The sequence below is a fragment of the Propionivibrio limicola genome (assembly GCF_009469695.1).
Lineage (GTDB): Bacteria > Pseudomonadota > Gammaproteobacteria > Burkholderiales > Rhodocyclaceae > Propionivibrio > Propionivibrio limicola.
Genome location: NZ_SSSR01000012.1, coordinates 74,709 through 89,290 on the forward strand (window position 1 = coordinate 74,709; position 14,582 = coordinate 89,290).

Here is a 14,582-nt window from a genome sequence, read left to right on the forward strand (position 1 = left end):
AGGAGAAATGTGATGCGCGCGAATACTCCGGTAGCCGCCGGTTCCGCCATGGAGTTGGCCCAAGCCGGGCGCTTTGACAACTGGCTCAAGAAATATGCGACGCCGCTGACGATGGCGCTCGGAGTGGTGGTGTGTGTCACCGGCGTCATGATGTTCTACCGCTTCTACAAAGGCGAGGTGGCGGCCATGCACGAATGGCTGGGCCTGGCCTTCGTCGCGGCCACTGTCCTGCATCTGCTGCGCCACCGAAAATCGCTGACGCGTCTGTTCGCCGATGCGCGCACGCAGATCCTGCTCGTCGTGGTGGCGCTGGTTTCGGTGGCCTTTATCGTCTTTCCGTCCGCCAAGGAGGGAAATCTGATGCGTCAGACGGTCGGCGCCGTACTGCGTGCGCCGATTGGCGATGTGGCGCCGGTGCTCGGCGTATCGGCGGCGGAAGTGCTCGAACGGGTGGCGCAGGCGGGCGTTGGCGATGCCACGGCGGCGGAATCGCTGGAGGCGCTGGCGCGTGCCCATCACATGGAGCCGGTCAAACTGCTTTCGGCGGTCGTCAATCCGCCGCGCCGGCCGGACGATCTCGTCGAGAAGGAATAGCGCGGCGGCTGTCTCCGTCGGTGTTGCAAACCCGACATTGTGCTGCCGGTGCGGCGGGGGCCGGACCGGCGTCGCTTGCCATTCATGGGTTTGAGGGATGGGCCTTGAATTTGCTTTAGACGGCTGAACGCGCGTCGGGCCAGTGGGTTTTCGTTGTCCCGACGCACACGTTTGCCGATAAAACGATTCCTCAAGGGAGATCCCATGCTGCTCGACCGTTACGAACCACTTTTCTTCAACGCCAATTTCAAGGAGCAAGGCTCCGCGGCCGGGGTGTTTGCCTACCGCGGCGAACTGATCCTGCAGGAGGGCGAAGTTGCCGATGCGCAAGGGCGGCGCAAACCGCCGGTCAGTCTGCTCCGGCAGGCGATTGCGCTGGCCAGCGGCGAGCAACTGCAGCTGCTCGCCGGTTCGCTCGACCAACTGCAGGATTTCCAGGTGCTGCTCGAGAAGTGCGGCGCCGACATCCAGCCCGGCGCGATCGTTGTCCTGTTCGTCGTCAATATTCCCAAGGCGTTCGTCTCAACGGTCAATGGGGTGAGCGTCGCGTTCTACCCGCTCGTGCAGGGGCTGGTGTGGAGCGAACTGTGCGAGATGGCAGCGCTCGAAAAAGCCGACTTCAAGGGCCAGGGCGCGACCGACAAGGTGGTGACCTTGTTTGAAGGACTGAAGAACTACAAGTACAAGCTGCCCGAAATGAGTCTCGACGAGGCGATGAAAACAACCAACGACGCCAAGCGCGAGACTCACGGCGCGATCTGATGGAAACCCGGCCGGAAGGCCGGGTGCGTTTTCGCGGAGGACAGGGATTGGAGCGATGATATGGGCGGGGGAGGTTACGCCGCCAATTTCTCTGCGGCGCTGAAACGATTTGATAACATCTTGTCATTAGCCACAAGATGGAGCCCGGTACGCATGAAGTATGATCTACCGCCGTTTGCGGTCCTGATCGATGCCGACAATGTTCGGTTGGACACTATTTCCCCCATTCTGGAGGAAATTACGAGACATTCTCGCGTAACCGTACGACGTATCTACGGTGATTTCACCAGCCAGAACCTTGCCGCCTGGAAAGGCAAGCTGGCCGAACATGCGATCCATCCCATACAGCAGTACCGCAACACCACCGGAAAGAATGCAAGCGACAGCGCGCTTATCATCGATGCGATGGATCTCCTCCATTCGCGTCGTTTCGAGGGCTTTTGCCTTGTCAGTAGCGATAGCGACTTTACTCGTCTCGCAACCCGCATTCGTGAAGATGGTCTGGTCGTTTTTGGCTTTGGTGAGAAAAAGGCGCCCAAGGCCTTCGTGAATGCCTGTGATCGTTACATTTACGTCGAAAATCTGCTTGAGGCTCCCCAGCCAGAGCAGACGCCGGAAGCGAGGAATGAACCCGCTTCAGAGTCTTGCGAGAAGGAAGTCGGGAAAATCGCATCTTCCGGCGATACCCTCCCCGAGCCGGAAGGTGAAAAGCCCCTTGCGTTTCGGCCTCCTGCCATGGCGGTAAAGATCCTGCTTCGGGCCTACACGAACGTGGCCGATGAGCAGGGCTGGGCGATGCTGGGCCAAATGTCGACGTATATCCATGCCAATTATCCGGATTTCGATCCGCGCACGCACGGCTGCGCAAAATTCATCGACCTCGTCCAGAAAACCGTTGCATTCGAGTTGGTGCAGCGAGCCTACAAGAATGGGCAAAGTTATTTTTGCCGACCGCTTCGGGCGGCATGTGCGCCGCTGTCTGGCGCTGAAAAAACCAAGCAATACATGGCCTCGCTTGAACAAGCGGTGCAGGCAGCTACGGCCACGAATGGCTGGGCGCCTATTGGAATGATCGGGCAAAAACTCAAAGGGCTTGGTTGCAGCGTCAAGGAGTCCGGGTATGCAACGCTGACAGAGGCTTTGACGGCTGCAGGGCGCTTCGAGATGACAGGATCAGGGGCTGCCCGATATTTCCGGGTCAAAGGTCAGCCGAACAGATGATGCGCCAGTAACCGAAGCCGAATTGAGCTTCTACTCCGGCCTAATCGTTCTCTTCGAGGAACATCTCCAGCAGGCGGTTGAGAAAGCGCTGCCCTTGGCGCGTTGGCGCAATATAGCCGGGGCGGCGTTCGATGAGTCCTTCGGCTTCGGCTTGGCGGAGCGTGGATTCGATGCCGATCAGCGGCAGCGAAGTGCGCGCTTCAAAGAGTGCGGCATCGAAACCCTGATTGAGCCGCAGGGCGTTCATCATGAATTCGAACGGCAGGTCGGCGGCGTCGACGGTGAATTCGTCCTGAATCGGTGCTGATTCGGCGACCTTCGCCAGATATTGCTTCGGTTGCTTCCAGCGCATCTGGCGCAGCACGCGGTCGTGCAGCGTCAGTTTGCCGTGCGCGCCGGCGCCGATGCCGAGGTAGTCGCCGAACGTCCAGTAGTTGAGGTTGTGCCGGCATTGCCGGCCGGCGCGGGCGAAGGCGGAGGTTTCGTAGTGGATGAAATCGGCTGTGGCGAGCCGCGCTTCGATGGCTTCCTGCATGTCGGCGCAGATATCCGACTCCGGCAATGCGGGCGGCGCGACGGCGAAGGCCGTGTTCGGCTCGACGGTGAGCTGGTAGCAGGAAAGGTGCGTCGGCGCGAAAGCGAGCGCCTGCTCGACGTCGGCCAGCGCCTGCTCGATGCTCTGGCCCGGCAGGCCGTACATCAGGTCGAGGTTGAAGTTGTCGAAGTGGCGGGCGGCGATCTCGATGGCGCGTTTTGCTTCCGCATCGTCGTGGATGCGGCCGAGTGCCTTGAGGTGCTCGGGGTTGAAGCTCTGGATGCCGAGCGACAGGCGATTGACGCCGGCGGCGCGGAAGGCGGCGAATTTGCCGGTTTCGACGGTGCCGGGATTGGCTTCGAGCGTGATTTCCGCCTCGGGCAGCAGCGGCAGGCGGGTGCGGATGGCGGTGAGCAGACGGTCGAGCCCTTCGCCCGAGAGCAGGCTCGGCGTGCCGCCGCCGAAGAAGATGCTGACGATCTTGCGCCCCCAGACGAGCGGCAGCGCCGCTTCGAGGTCGGCGATCAGGGCGTCGATGTAGGCGTCTTCGGGAAAACTGTCGCGCACCTGATGCGAGTTGAAGTCGCAGTATGGACATTTCTGCACGCACCACGGGATGTGCACGTACAGCGAGAGCGGCGGCGGGACGCGGAACTCCAGTGTGCCGGCGGCCTTGGTGACCGTGCCATGTGGAACGATGGGAATGACGCGCATCAGCCGCGTTGCTTCAGCCGTTCGATGAGGATCGCCAGCGCCTTGCCGCGGTGCGAGCGGCGGTTCTTTTCGGCGGCGTCGAGTTCGGCGGCGGTGACGTCGAGATCGGGCACGAGGAAATACGGGTCGTAGCCGAAACCGCCCTGCCCGCGCGGCGCGTCGACGATTTCGCCGTGCCATTCGCCTTCGGCGATGATCGGCTGCGGATCGTTGGCGTGGCGGACGAAGACGAGCGCGCAGACGTAGTGGGCGCGGCGGTCGCTTTGGCCTTCCAGGTCGCTCATCAACTTCTCGTTGTTGCGCTCGTCAGACTTCGGTTCGCCGGCATAGCGCGCCGAATAGACACCGGGCGCGCCGCCCAGCGCATGCACGCACAGGCCAGAGTCGTCGGCGAGCGCCGGCAGGCCGGTGACGGCGGCGGCGTGGCGCGCCTTGGCCAGCGCGTTTTCGACGAAGGTGCAGTGCGGTTCCTCGCATTCGGAGACGCCGAGCTCCTTCTGCGGGACGGGTTCCCAGCCGAGCGGGCCAAGCATTTCGGAAAATTCCCGGAGCTTGCCGGGATTGTTCGAGGCGACGACGAGTTTCATGAGGCGAATGCGGCTTTCTGCTGGGCGATGAGTTGGGCGATGCCGGCTTCGGCGAGGTCGACGAGCTGGTCCATCTGGGCGCGGCTGAATGGCTCACCTTCGGCCGTGCCCTGGATTTCGACGATGCCGCCGGCGCCGGTCATGATCACGTTCATGTCGGTGTCGCAGCCGGAATCCTCTGGGTAGTCGAGGTCGAGCACCGGCGTGCCTTCGAAAATGCCGACCGAGACGGCGGCGACGTAGTCGCGAATCGGGTTGGTCGGCAGTTTGCCGTTGTCGACGAGCTTGGCGCAGGCATCGTAGAGCGCCACCCAGGCGCCGGTGATCGAGGCGCAGCGCGTGCCGCCGTCGGCCTGCAAGACGTCGCAGTCGAGCGTGATCTGGCGTTCGCCGAGGGCGGTCAGATCGATGACGGCGCGCAGCGAGCGGCCGATCAGACGCTGGATTTCCTGCGTGCGGCCGGTCTGTTTTCCTTTGGCGGCTTCACGCGCGGAGCGCGTGTGCGTCGAGCGCGGCAGCATGCCGTATTCGGCGGTCACCCAGCCCTGCCCTTTTCCGCGCAGGAAGGGTGGCACGGATTCCTCGACGCTGGCGGTGCACAGTACCTTGGTGTCGCCCATTTCGATGAGCACGGAGCCTTCGGCGTGACGGGTGTAGTTGCGGGTGATGCGCACTTCGCGCAGTTGCGAAGGCTGGCGTTGGCTGGGACGCATGGCGTTTCCTATTTGGAGTATTTCTGGATGGTGGAGCGGATTTCTTCGATGGCGCGCTCGATTTCGTCTTCGGTCAGTTCGGTCTTGTATTTCGGGTTGCGGCCGAATTCGTCGAGGCGGGTGGTGATCGTGTCGAGCGGCATGGTTTGGGTTGAGGTGGAGTTTGACTCGGCCTCTTCCTCGCCGACATAACTGTCTTCCCAGCGTGCGACGACGAGCGAGAAATTGTCGGCGTTCGGTCCGGCCAGTCGGTCGTTCTGGTCGAGCAGCATGGGCGTGATCTTGACCGGGTTGTTGTTCCTGTAGGCGTGTGCGAGGGTCGTTGCCGGGGTTACGCCCCACAAGCCGTCCGTGCACAGGACGATGACGTCACCGGCTTCCAGCGGCAATTTTCGCGACAGTTCGATTTCCGGGAGCTGCGGACCGCCGAGGCAGCTGTAGACCTTGTTGCGGTCCGGGTGGGTGGCGGCCTGGGCCTCGGTGATTTCGCCCCGGTCGATCAGCAGTTGCACGCGCGAGTGGTCCCGCGTCTGGGCGAGCACGCGGCCGCCGCGCAGCAGGTACAGGCGGGAGTCGCCGGCGTGGGCCCAGTGGGCGACATTGTCCTGAATGAGGCAGGCGACGCAGGTCGTGCGCGGCGAATCCTTGAGGTTGTGATCGTCGACGTAGTCGAGAATGGAGCAATGCGCGCTGATCATCGCCTTGTTGAGGAAGGCGAGCGGGTCGGCAACGGTTGGCTTGGCTTCGCGCTGGAAATGTTCGACCAGCGTCTGGACGGCGATCTGGGCGGCGATTTCGCCGTAATAGTGGCCGCCCATGCCGTCGGCGACGACCATCAGCAGCGCATCGCGCGAATAGCAGTGGGCCAGGCGATCCTCGTTGTTCGACCGTCGGCCGATCCGGCTTTCCTGATAAATGGTGAACTTCACTTGGCTTCTGCCTTTCCTCGTAGTTTGCCGACGACGTGTTCCAGCCAGGTCTTCTTCACGGGGAGCGGTGCGGGCGGCAGGGTACGTACTTCCTCGATCAGCGCCTTCTGTAACGAGAACGCGCTCTGCGGGCGCTGCAGGTGGTCCATGCACAGGCACCAGTCGATCGTTTCGAGCAGTTGATCGGAGTAGCGACCTTCCCAGCGCACCATGGCCGGCGTCAGCCGGTCCTTCTCGCCGCGACTGTCGGCGGACTGCGGGGCGGCGGCCGCAAGGCAGGCGTACATCGAGGCGCCGATGCTGTAGAGGTCGCTCCACGGGCCGAGCAATTCCCGTTGCTGGTAATGCTCCGGTGAGGCGAAGCCGGGCGTGTACATCGGCTTGAGCATCGGCGTGTCGGTGGCCAGCGTCTGCCGCGCCGCGCCAAAGTCGATCAGCACCGGCGTGTAATCGTTGCGCATGTAGATGTTCGACGGCTTGATGTCGAGGTGCAACAGTTTGTGCGAATGCACTTCGCGCAGGCCGTTGAGCAGCCTAGTGAAGACGTTGCGCATGAAATTTTCGGTAATCACGGCACGATTGCGCTGGATGAATTCCTGCAGCGTGCGGCCGTGCTCGTATTCCATGACCATGTAAACGGTGTCGTTGGCACGGAAGAAATTCAGCACGCGCACGACGTTCGGGTGGGACAGCCTGGCCAGCGCCCGCCCCTCCTCGAAAAAACACTTCATGCCGTAGCGGAAGGCGGGTAAATGTTCTTCGGTGATGACCGGCTTGATCTCGCCTTCGCCGCGCAGCGCCAGGCTGTTCGGCAGATATTCCTTGATGGCGACGAACTGCCCGTTCTTGTCTGTCGCCAGATAGACAATCGAGAAACCGCCCAGCGAGAGCTGATGCTCGATGTGGTATTCGTCGAGCTGGAAACCGCTTGGCAGGGCATGGTTTGCTTGTTGCGCCATCTGTGTCAAAGCTATGATGTGAATTTGTCCATTTTCGAGGTTTGCCAGAAGGCTGTAAAGCGATCTGCATGCCCGTTTTCATTGTCCAGGATTCGCATGATCTACAGCATGACCGGATATGCCGCGCGGACGCTCGATGTCGAGCGCGGCGCGTTACATATCGAGTTGAAGAGCGTCAACTCACGTTTTCTTGATTTTCAGTTCCGCGTCTGCGAAGAACTGCGCGCCATCGAGCCGGCGCTGCGCGAACTGTTCAGCGCCAAGCTGAGCCGCGGCAAGCTCGAATGCCGCATCAGTTTTGCCGCAGCGACGGTGCGCAATCAGGCCGTGATCCTCAACGGAGACCTGCTGCAACGGCTCAAGGATTTCGATGCGCAAGTCCGGGCCGAAATGCCGCACGCGGCGCCGTTGAGCGTCAATGACGTGCTGCGCTGGCCGGGCATGTTCGGCGACGATTCGATCGACACCGAAAAGCTGGGCGCGGCCTGTCTCGAACTGGCGCGTTCCGCGCTGGAGGATTTCTCCGCCAGCCGGGCGCGCGAAGGTGAGAAGCTGGCTGCCGTCATTCTGGAGCGCGTGGCCCGCATGCGTGAGCTGGTGCGTGAAGTCGAACCGCGCATTCCGGCGGCACAGGCCGCCTTCCAGGAAAAGGTTCGACAGCGCTTGCTGGAAGCGATGAACACGGCCGACGATGAGCGCATCCGCCAGGAGGTGGCCGTTTTCGCCGTGCGCATCGACGTGGCCGAGGAATTGGCGCGTTTGTCGACGCATCTCGATGAAGTCGAGCGCGTGATCAAGGCGGGTGGCTCGACCGGCAAGCGGCTCGATTTCCTGATGCAGGAACTGAACCGCGAGGCGAATACGCTGGGTTCCAAGTCCGTCGTGACCGAGGTTTCGCAGACGTCGATGGAACTGAAGCTGCTGATCGAGCAGATTCGCGAGCAGGTGCAGAATTTAGAGTGATATTTCAGCCCGTTTCACGACGGCGCAGAAAGCCATAGAAAGCCCCGTTCAACGGGGCTTTTTCTTCATCAACTTTGGGGCGGCTGGTTACTGCCGCGCACCGTAGACGGCGTTGGCCAGAAAGACGTACAGCAGGAAGGCGATTGCGCTGACGACGATGTATGCGGTGGCGGGGAAGGTGATCATCGAGAACAGGCCGTTGATGATCAGCCCGAGCACGAAGAAGACGGCGCTGGTGACCCGAAGATTGGTGCTGTTGCGGGACAGTTCAAAAGAGCCGCCGATCATCGGTGCGAGCGTTCCCGCGAAGAAAACGAAGGCGCCGATGGCGACGTAGTTCTTGAGATCGCCGCCGAAGCTCCACAGTGCATAGGCGAGGATGGCACTTACCAGTACGGCGATAAGGAAGTTGACGGGATTGATCTTCATCTCAGGCCTCGGGGTTGAAGGGGGGCGGGCACAGGGCGACCAGCCGGAGTATTTCCGGCACGTTCTCGCAGCGTTCCCAGTTCGGCATACCGGCTTTCCAGGCATAGGTTGCCTTGTCGACCGCGCCTTGGGCGATCAGGCGGGTCAGCTCTTCTTCGGAAAACGGTCCGGCCTGTTTGCCGTCGAGGATGACGAAGAAGGCGCTGGGCGGCTTCTGCAGGGTGCCTTCCATGGGGTTCATCGTCCCCGGAATGTAGGTGTTGCGCAGCGCGTGGTTCATTGAATTGACCATCTGCTGCGCGACGCCGAGGCCGAGGCCGAATTCGACCAGGCGGTCAATCGAGAAGAAATTGTCGTTGTTCATTTCGCTCTCCTGAGTCAGTTAGCCTGTGGCGGAACCGGGGGCATGGGTGGAGGTGGCGGCGCGGCCTGGATGAAGAGCGGGGCCAGTTCGGCGACATTGCCCGCGAGTTCCCAGTTGGCCATGCCGGCCTTCCAGACATGGCTCGCTGGCTGCAACTGACCGCCGACGACCATCTGTTGTAACTGGCCCATGTTGAAGGGGCCGGTGTTTTGTCCATTGATCGCCACATGATAGGCGACTATCGGCGGCGGTGGTGGCATCATTGAGGGTGACTGAATGTTCTGCCCCATGGTGTTCATCATGTTGCCCATCTGGTTGCCCATGGCGCCGCCGATGGCCAGTCCGGCCATGACGCCGACGGGGTTGAAGCTGCCTCCGGAGCCTCCGCCCTCCCCGTTTCCGGTGCCAAGATTCATCTGGCCCATCGCGCCGAGGTTGTTGGCCGCGGCGGAAAGCACGGCGGTTTGCTGGTTGATCTGGTGGGCGCCGAGGAACTGTTGTTGCGTCTGCAGTGCGGCCAGACGTTCGGCCTGTTCGCGCTGGATGCGCAGCGTTTCGCCCATGTTTTCCGCGTTGATCGCCTGGGTGTCTTCAAGGTTCCTGATGTTGATCTCGTTCTGCTTCTGCCGCATCGCGATTTCGAGGTCGGCGGTGACCGAGCGGAGCTGGCGGTACTCTTCAGTCTCCTTATCCACTTCCAGGGTGGTGAGGTCGAAACTCTGGAGATTGACGCCGAATTCTTCTTCGAAGGCGCGGCGTACATGCGGGCTGATCAGGTTGTTGATGTCGAGCAGTTTGCGCTCGAGTTGCAGGACGGGGATGCTGTTGTCGGCCGGCGCGTTGGCGACGATCCCCTTGACCTGCTTGAGGACGGCATCGCGGACAGTGTCGGAGAATTGCCCGATCTCGAAGTTGATCAGGCGGTGCAGCGTGATGAAGCCTTTGTAATCGGTGATGTTGAAGCGGTAGGAGCCGCCGGCGACCAGCCGCACCGGGAAGTCGGCAAAGCGCGGGTCGAAAACGTCGAAATATGGCGTCCGGAAATTGACCTTGATGTTGCCGATGAGGTTGATGAAGTACACCTCGGCCTGGAATGGCGACTGACCGGCGAAAGCCATGCCGATGATGTTTGCCAGGACAGGGAAGTTGGCGCTCTTGATCGTGTCGTCGAACGGCCCTTCGATGAAGTCGAGGTTCGGCCCGTTTTCCTGTTTGTAAACGAAGACCGCCACTTCGCCGGCCTTGACGCGCAGGCTGCTGCCCCAGCGAATCGCATTTTCCTTGCGCGTGCTGGTGGCATCGCCGCTCGGTCGCCATTTCCAGACGAGGTATTGCTCCTCGTCGCAGCGGATGACGTCGAGCATGCCGCCCTCTTTTTTATTTCCGAAAAGTCCCATATCAACCTTTCTGTCCTGGTTCTGTCGTTGGCCGCCCGGCAGCGCCGGGCAGTTGGTTTATTCGCCGCTCGTTCGGCGAGCGGCGCGTTGCCGAGCCTTGTCAGTCAATTCGCGTTCTGCATCGGCGACACGTCGTGCTTCGGCGCGTTCGGCGGCTGCCCGTTTCTGGGCGGCCTCTCGATCGACGGCTTCCTGTTTCTGCGCGGCTTCGCGTTCTGCTTCGAGGCGCTGCTGATCCGCTTCGCGTTGGGCCGCTTCGCGCTGTTGTTCCAGTACGGCGTCTTCGGCCTTTTTCACCATCGCGACGAGTTCCTGGCGCTTCGTTTCCCAAGCGGATTTTTGTTGTGCGGTGTCGTCGCTCTTGCACGCTTCCTGATACTCCCAGCGCAAGTCGTTAAGCGTTGCCTGTGCCCCCGTGTAGTCCTTGGCCTGCAGTTTCGTCGTGGCGGCGGCGCTGATGCCTTCCAGGCGGATTTTCTCGGCGGCGACGCCTTGGGCGTATTTCTCTTCGCACTGCCGGAGTTTCCAGCCCTCCCATTGGGTGCCGATGACGCCGGCGACAACGAGCACGGCGACGAGCCCTACGCCCGCGGCGATGAGCGGCGAGCGTTTGGCACGGTTTTGCAAAACGCCGGTGAGCGAAACGTTCAGGCTGCGTTCGATATCCTCGAATTCCTGGCGCGTTTTGGCGTCGCCCTTGTAGGCGTTCTTGGCGAGATTGAGGACTTCCTTGAACTTGACGCGCCAATCTTCGGCGTTGGGGTCGGGTTTGATGTTGTCCTGAATCTTCGGGTGGATGAAGTAGATCAGGCTTTGCAGGTCTTCCCGTGCGTTGGGGATCGGAAAGTCACGGATAAGCCGCGCCCGGCGGGCGATCAGTTCAGTCTCGAGCTTCTTCCCGCTCAGGCCGGAGGCGGCCAGCGAGCCTTCGAGATCACTGAATTTTTGTACCAGGTCGGTCACGGCACGGCTGGCGCTGACGCCGGCCAGTTCGTGCCCGCACAGGTCGCAACGCGCTGCAAAAGCCGTGAGCGGGCCGCCGCAGGCGGGGCACTTGTTGATGACGCCTTGTTTCTGGTTGATGTTTGGGCGCTCGTTATCTGTCATGTGAAGTCCTTCGCATTCGGGGTGTTTCAGTTTCTTGTCGTTATTGGCGCAGTGTCCGGTGAACCTTGTCGGACTCACCGGGACTGGATTGCTAGCGGAAGATGATGACTTCTTCGTGCGGCGACGGAGCGTGGTGAACTGCCGCCTCGCGGACGGGGGCGTCGCCGTCGAGCGCGGCGAGTTGGTCTTCCATCTGCTTGAGCACTTCGACGCCCAAGCTCTTGGAAACTTCGGAAATCACTTTGCCGCGGTTGAGTACGATGCGGGCGCCACGTGAGGAAACGAGCTTCACGTCCTGCCCTTCGCCCATGGCGGAGAAGGATGCCTTGACCTGATAGTTGCGCGTGCTGATCAGGCTGAATTCACCAACCAACTCTAGGCTCAGCGTGTGTGAAACCGTGTCGGTGTGGTCGATCGGGTTGGCTTCCTGGCGGAACTCGATGCTGCTGATCGAGCCGAAGAGCACGTAATCGGCGCCGGGATACATCCCCTGCTTGATGCGGGCGATGACGTCATACAGTTTTTCCGAGTTCTTGGCCGTGAAAGGCTTGGCTTGGGTGACCTGGAAGTAGCCGGATTTCAGGATTTCACCCTTGATGTCGGCCGTGAATTTGCGCAATTCGCCGCGGTCGATGTAGGAGTAGGTGCCTTCGGAATAGGAAAAAGTCGATTCCGATTTTGCCGACAGCGAACCGCTGGCGCGGCGGGAATAGCTGTAATCGCTTTCGCGCTCGCTCTCCCGGGCCGAGGCGCGAACGGAGGATTTTTCGGTAGCGGAGATGTTGCGGAAATACTCTTGCACACGCTCTTCGTAGGCGAGGTCGGTGACCGCCACCCGGAGCGAGCCGGCTGCTTGGGCCGTTAAGGCGGAACCGAGCAGGCAACAACTGAGCAACACTTTTTTCAGGAAGGGAGACATGGTGTGTTCCTTGGGAGTCTATTGGGATGCCGAGGAGCCGTTTTAGGCCGGCAGGCGCCGAGGCCGTGATTTCCATGCACTCCGGCGTGTGTCGGAGGGCATGGAAAGGCCATTTGTCTTAGCGTCTGGCTGTTTTGCGGATTTCCTTTTCATCCGACCATTCGACGACGCCCGTTTCGATCTCGATCAGGCGCAGGTTCATCTTGTAGTAGACATCCTTCATGTCGCTTGTCTTCTTGATGATGGAAGAGATGCTGCCGTCGAGGCGGTATTTCGCGCCTTCCATCTTGCCCATCTTGACCGACTTGGACTTGTTGTACAGACCGGACTGGTTTTGGCGGCGCAGTTCGTCGACCTGGTTCTGCATGTCTTCGCTTTCGATGGTGTAGCGAACGCCGTTCTTTTGTAGTTGGGTCAGGATGGTGTCGGTGATCAGGCGGGTGTCGAAATACTCGCTTGTCTTGTTCTTGACCGGCGAGGCCATCATGAGTTGGCGTTTCTTGACCAGCGTCTGGATTTCCGGCGTCTGGATCAGGCTCTGGGTCATTTTTTCCGAGATCATCTGGATGTCGGTCGATCCGAGTTCAGTGGTGACGGTCTCAACTGCCTTTGAATCGCCGTAGCTCACGCCGCTCGAACCCGTGGTGGGCGAAGTCGTCTGGCAGCCAGCGAGTGCGGCCAGGGCAAGGCTGAGAATCAGGGTGTTGCGGCGTTTGGCGGTAAGGGTGCGAAGCATGTGTGTCTCCAGTAAAAAAAGCATGGGGAGCCGGCGCGAATCTCCGTCGGCAAATGGGTTGAATTGGGTGTTTAGTTGGCCGTGTTGTTCGGGCTTTGCAAGAGCAACCTGAAGTCGGCTGCCTTGAACGTGGGCGCGATGGCATTGATGAATTGCTTCTGGTTGCCGTACAGCGTCATGGGTTTCCAGGGCTCCTCATCCCACACCGAAAAGCCGTCGCGGTCGAGCCATTTGAAGCGGTAGTAAAGCTGCTGATTGCCGGCGTGCGTGTTGGTGATTTCGGCCTGGATGCGCAACAGGTTGTCGCGCTTGGTCGCCCGCAGGTCGGTGACTTGCAGATAATCCATCTTCCCCTGCTCTTCCAGCTTGCTGGCGATCGAAGGGCCTGGTGACGGCGCCATTTCAGGAGCCTGTGCGAAGGCATGCACGGAAGTCGCCAGCAGGATGCCGAGGCTATACAAGTGTCGTTTCATCTCTATCTCCGTTGATTAAGCCGTTGGCCGGGCGTGCTTACGATGTTTTCTTGGTAGCGCGCTTGGTCGGCTTTTTCGATGTTGTTGGCGTGGTGTCTTCGGCCATGGCCGGCAGTTGTTCTGCGATGCCGGTGCCGAACGTGCTGGCTTGGCTAACATAGACGGCGCCCCCGCTCAAACGCACTGGAATGATGGTGAAACGATGGTTGATTTCAACTTCTTGCCGGAAAACGCCGCTTTCGGTCTTGAATTCGATCGTCTGTTTGCCACGCGGAACAATGGCGCGAGCGACGGAAATCTTTTCCGGAAGGGTCCGCCAGCTACGGTCATCCGCCTGCTCGGTAGCCACTGTCGCAACGTTGGTCAGGATGCCCGCGACAGCGCCAGCCTTGTAGGCCTGGTCTTGAACCGCGGACTTCAGCACGGCGCGAACGACGGTGCGCAGCAGGATTCCTGGCATTTGATCCTTAAGCTGGCGACGGGCCATGGCATCGATATTGGTCAACGTTTCGACCGGATATTGTTTCCCGGCCAGACCGATCGTCGGCGGGACGAAGCCTTTGTTTTCCGCCTTGATGTAGGGGAAGGAAAGCGGCGTGACCATCACGCCCTTTTGACGCGGTACGGGAACCGGGACCGTGACCGATTTCCAGGACGGCGCAAAGCCTGATTCGATGATGAACAGGACGTCGCACTCTTGCGGGCCCGGACGGCGGCGCCCGACTTCCTTGAGCCCTGTTTGCACGAGCCGCGAATTGGGTGCGAGCGCCAATGCGTTGCGGTAGCCCGGTTCGGCAAGCGACGGCTCGCCAGTCACTTCAAAGAAGTAGCCTGCCAAGTAGTGGGCAAAAGCATTCTGGAAACCATTCTTGAGGCCGTTGACCTCCGGCGTGTCGAGTTCCGCCAGCGGGTAGTCTTTCAGTTGCTTCATGTCGGCCGTGATGTTCTTTGTCTTGGCTTCTTCGCGCAACTTGTCGTATTCCTGCTCGCGGAAGCTTTCGATCAGCTTTTCGCGTTCGTAGGTCTTTTTCATCTCCACACGGGCGTTGTCGTAATTACCTTGCAGGATGTGGCTCAGGGTTGTCACCAGCGGTTGTAAATTGACACAGGCCAGCGATTGAAAGTTGATACACCGAACTGAGAAGATCGGCGGTTTTTGAGGCGCCGGTGATCACGAACG

Annotated in this window: 17 protein-coding genes; 4 read left to right on the top strand and 13 right to left on the bottom strand. The window is 60.6% G+C overall.

Translation table 11 applies throughout. The annotated features are described in order from the left end of the window. The first annotated feature begins 12 nt into the window (after positions 1-12). From GH659_RS09740 to GH659_RS09750, 3 genes are all read left to right on the top strand, one after another. Positions 13-594, top strand: coding sequence for a DUF4405 domain-containing protein (locus GH659_RS09740; RefSeq protein ID WP_170285864.1), 582 nt, complete (start codon positions 13-15; stop codon positions 592-594). 204 nt (positions 595-798) lie between these two features. Further along, positions 799-1,356, top strand: a complete 558-nt coding sequence (locus tag GH659_RS09745; protein WP_153111212.1) for a hypothetical protein — start codon at positions 799-801, stop codon at positions 1,354-1,356. Positions 1,357-1,509: 153 nt separating this feature from the next. Then, a complete protein-coding gene (locus GH659_RS09750; RefSeq protein WP_153111233.1) occupies positions 1,510-2,577 on the top strand; it encodes an NYN domain-containing protein in 1,068 nt (355 codons plus the stop codon). 40 nt (positions 2,578-2,617) lie between these two features. Here GH659_RS09750 and hemW read toward each other — a convergent pair whose 3' ends face one another. From hemW to GH659_RS09775, 5 genes are read right to left on the bottom strand one after another with little or no spacing between them, the layout of a single operon-like run. Then, a complete protein-coding gene (gene hemW / locus GH659_RS09755) occupies positions 2,618-3,826 on the bottom strand; it encodes a radical SAM family heme chaperone HemW (RefSeq protein WP_153111213.1) in 1,209 nt (402 codons plus the stop codon). Next, entirely contained in the window at positions 3,826-4,413 is a 588-nt protein-coding gene (gene rdgB / locus GH659_RS09760) for an RdgB/HAM1 family non-canonical purine NTP pyrophosphatase (protein WP_153111214.1), read from the bottom strand. The genes hemW and rdgB overlap by 1 nt, the downstream gene beginning before the upstream one ends. Continuing rightward, complete coding sequence (rph, locus tag GH659_RS09765; protein ID WP_153111215.1) at positions 4,410-5,126, bottom strand: ribonuclease PH; 717 nt, start codon at positions 5,124-5,126, stop codon at positions 4,410-4,412. The genes rdgB and rph overlap by 4 nt, the downstream gene beginning before the upstream one ends. Before the next feature lie 8 nt (positions 5,127-5,134). Further along, on the bottom strand, positions 5,135-6,055 hold the full coding sequence (locus GH659_RS09770) for a protein phosphatase 2C domain-containing protein (RefSeq protein ID WP_153111216.1): 921 nt from the start codon (positions 6,053-6,055) through the stop codon (positions 5,135-5,137). Beyond that, a complete protein-coding gene (locus GH659_RS09775) occupies positions 6,052-7,014 on the bottom strand; it encodes a serine/threonine protein kinase (protein WP_153111217.1) in 963 nt (320 codons plus the stop codon). The genes GH659_RS09770 and GH659_RS09775 overlap by 4 nt, the downstream gene beginning before the upstream one ends. A 96-nt stretch (positions 7,015-7,110) precedes the next feature. Between GH659_RS09775 and GH659_RS09780 the strand changes: the two genes are divergently transcribed. Then, complete coding sequence (locus GH659_RS09780) at positions 7,111-7,977, top strand: YicC/YloC family endoribonuclease (protein ID WP_153111218.1); 867 nt, start codon at positions 7,111-7,113, stop codon at positions 7,975-7,977. Positions 7,978-8,064: 87 nt separating this feature from the next. Here GH659_RS09780 and GH659_RS09785 read toward each other — a convergent pair whose 3' ends face one another. From GH659_RS09785 to GH659_RS09820, 8 genes are all read right to left on the bottom strand, one after another. Further along, complete coding sequence (locus GH659_RS09785) at positions 8,065-8,406, bottom strand: hypothetical protein (RefSeq protein ID WP_153111219.1); 342 nt, start codon at positions 8,404-8,406, stop codon at positions 8,065-8,067. A gap of 1 nt (position 8,407) precedes the next feature. Then, positions 8,408-8,770 carry a DUF4339 domain-containing protein gene (locus tag GH659_RS09790; RefSeq protein WP_153111220.1) on the bottom strand — a complete coding sequence of 121 codons (363 nt, stop codon included), beginning with the start codon at positions 8,768-8,770 and terminating at the stop codon, positions 8,408-8,410. A gap of 14 nt (positions 8,771-8,784) precedes the next feature. After that, positions 8,785-10,134 (bottom strand): SPFH domain-containing protein, encoded by a 1,350-nt coding sequence (locus GH659_RS09795; RefSeq protein WP_211364190.1) that lies wholly within the window; start codon positions 10,132-10,134, stop codon positions 8,785-8,787. 90 nt (positions 10,135-10,224) lie between these two features. Beyond that, complete coding sequence (locus GH659_RS09800) at positions 10,225-11,274, bottom strand: hypothetical protein (RefSeq protein WP_153111222.1); 1,050 nt, start codon at positions 11,272-11,274, stop codon at positions 10,225-10,227. A gap of 91 nt (positions 11,275-11,365) precedes the next feature. Then, the gene (locus tag GH659_RS09805) at positions 11,366-12,193 is read right to left on the bottom strand and encodes a penicillin-binding protein activator LpoB (protein WP_153111223.1); all 828 of its coding nucleotides are present in this window, start codon (positions 12,191-12,193) and stop codon (positions 11,366-11,368) included. Positions 12,194-12,311: 118 nt separating this feature from the next. Then, entirely contained in the window at positions 12,312-12,929 is a 618-nt protein-coding gene (gene lpoB / locus GH659_RS09810; protein ID WP_211364191.1) for a penicillin-binding protein activator LpoB, read from the bottom strand. Positions 12,930-13,000: 71 nt separating this feature from the next. Beyond that, positions 13,001-13,402: a YcfL family putative periplasmic lipoprotein gene (locus GH659_RS09815; RefSeq protein ID WP_153111224.1), complete on the bottom strand. Its 402-nt coding sequence runs from the start codon at positions 13,400-13,402 to the stop codon at positions 13,001-13,003. Between the two features lie 37 nt (positions 13,403-13,439). Continuing rightward, positions 13,440-14,489, bottom strand: coding sequence for a COG3014 family protein (locus GH659_RS09820; protein WP_153111225.1), 1,050 nt, complete (start codon positions 14,487-14,489; stop codon positions 13,440-13,442). Positions 14,490-14,582: the final 93 nt, after the last annotated feature.

Coding starts and splice junctions, on each gene's coding strand:
- GH659_RS09740 (WP_170285864.1), top strand. CDS start 13: ATGCGCGCGAATACTCCGGTAGCCGCCGGTTCCGCCATGGAGTTGGCC.
- GH659_RS09745 (WP_153111212.1), top strand. CDS start 799: ATGCTGCTCGACCGTTACGAACCACTTTTCTTCAACGCCAATTTCAAG.
- GH659_RS09750 (WP_153111233.1), top strand. CDS start 1,510: ATGAAGTATGATCTACCGCCGTTTGCGGTCCTGATCGATGCCGACAAT.
- hemW (WP_153111213.1), bottom strand. CDS start 3,826: ATGCGCGTCATTCCCATCGTTCCACATGGCACGGTCACCAAGGCCGCC.
- rdgB (WP_153111214.1), bottom strand. CDS start 4,413: ATGAAACTCGTCGTCGCCTCGAACAATCCCGGCAAGCTCCGGGAATTT.
- rph (WP_153111215.1), bottom strand. CDS start 5,126: ATGCGTCCCAGCCAACGCCAGCCTTCGCAACTGCGCGAAGTGCGCATC.
- GH659_RS09775 (WP_153111217.1), bottom strand. CDS start 7,014: ATGGCGCAACAAGCAAACCATGCCCTGCCAAGCGGTTTCCAGCTCGAC.
- GH659_RS09780 (WP_153111218.1), top strand. CDS start 7,111: ATGATCTACAGCATGACCGGATATGCCGCGCGGACGCTCGATGTCGAG.
- GH659_RS09785 (WP_153111219.1), bottom strand. CDS start 8,406: ATGAAGATCAATCCCGTCAACTTCCTTATCGCCGTACTGGTAAGTGCC.
- GH659_RS09790 (WP_153111220.1), bottom strand. CDS start 8,770: ATGAACAACGACAATTTCTTCTCGATTGACCGCCTGGTCGAATTCGGC.
- GH659_RS09795 (WP_211364190.1), bottom strand. CDS start 10,134: ATGCTCGACGTCATCCGCTGCGACGAGGAGCAATACCTCGTCTGGAAA.
- GH659_RS09800 (WP_153111222.1), bottom strand. CDS start 11,274: ATGACAGATAACGAGCGCCCAAACATCAACCAGAAACAAGGCGTCATC.
- GH659_RS09805 (WP_153111223.1), bottom strand. CDS start 12,193: ATGTCTCCCTTCCTGAAAAAAGTGTTGCTCAGTTGTTGCCTGCTCGGT.
- lpoB (WP_211364191.1), bottom strand. CDS start 12,929: ATGCTTCGCACCCTTACCGCCAAACGCCGCAACACCCTGATTCTCAGC.
- GH659_RS09815 (WP_153111224.1), bottom strand. CDS start 13,402: ATGAAACGACACTTGTATAGCCTCGGCATCCTGCTGGCGACTTCCGTG.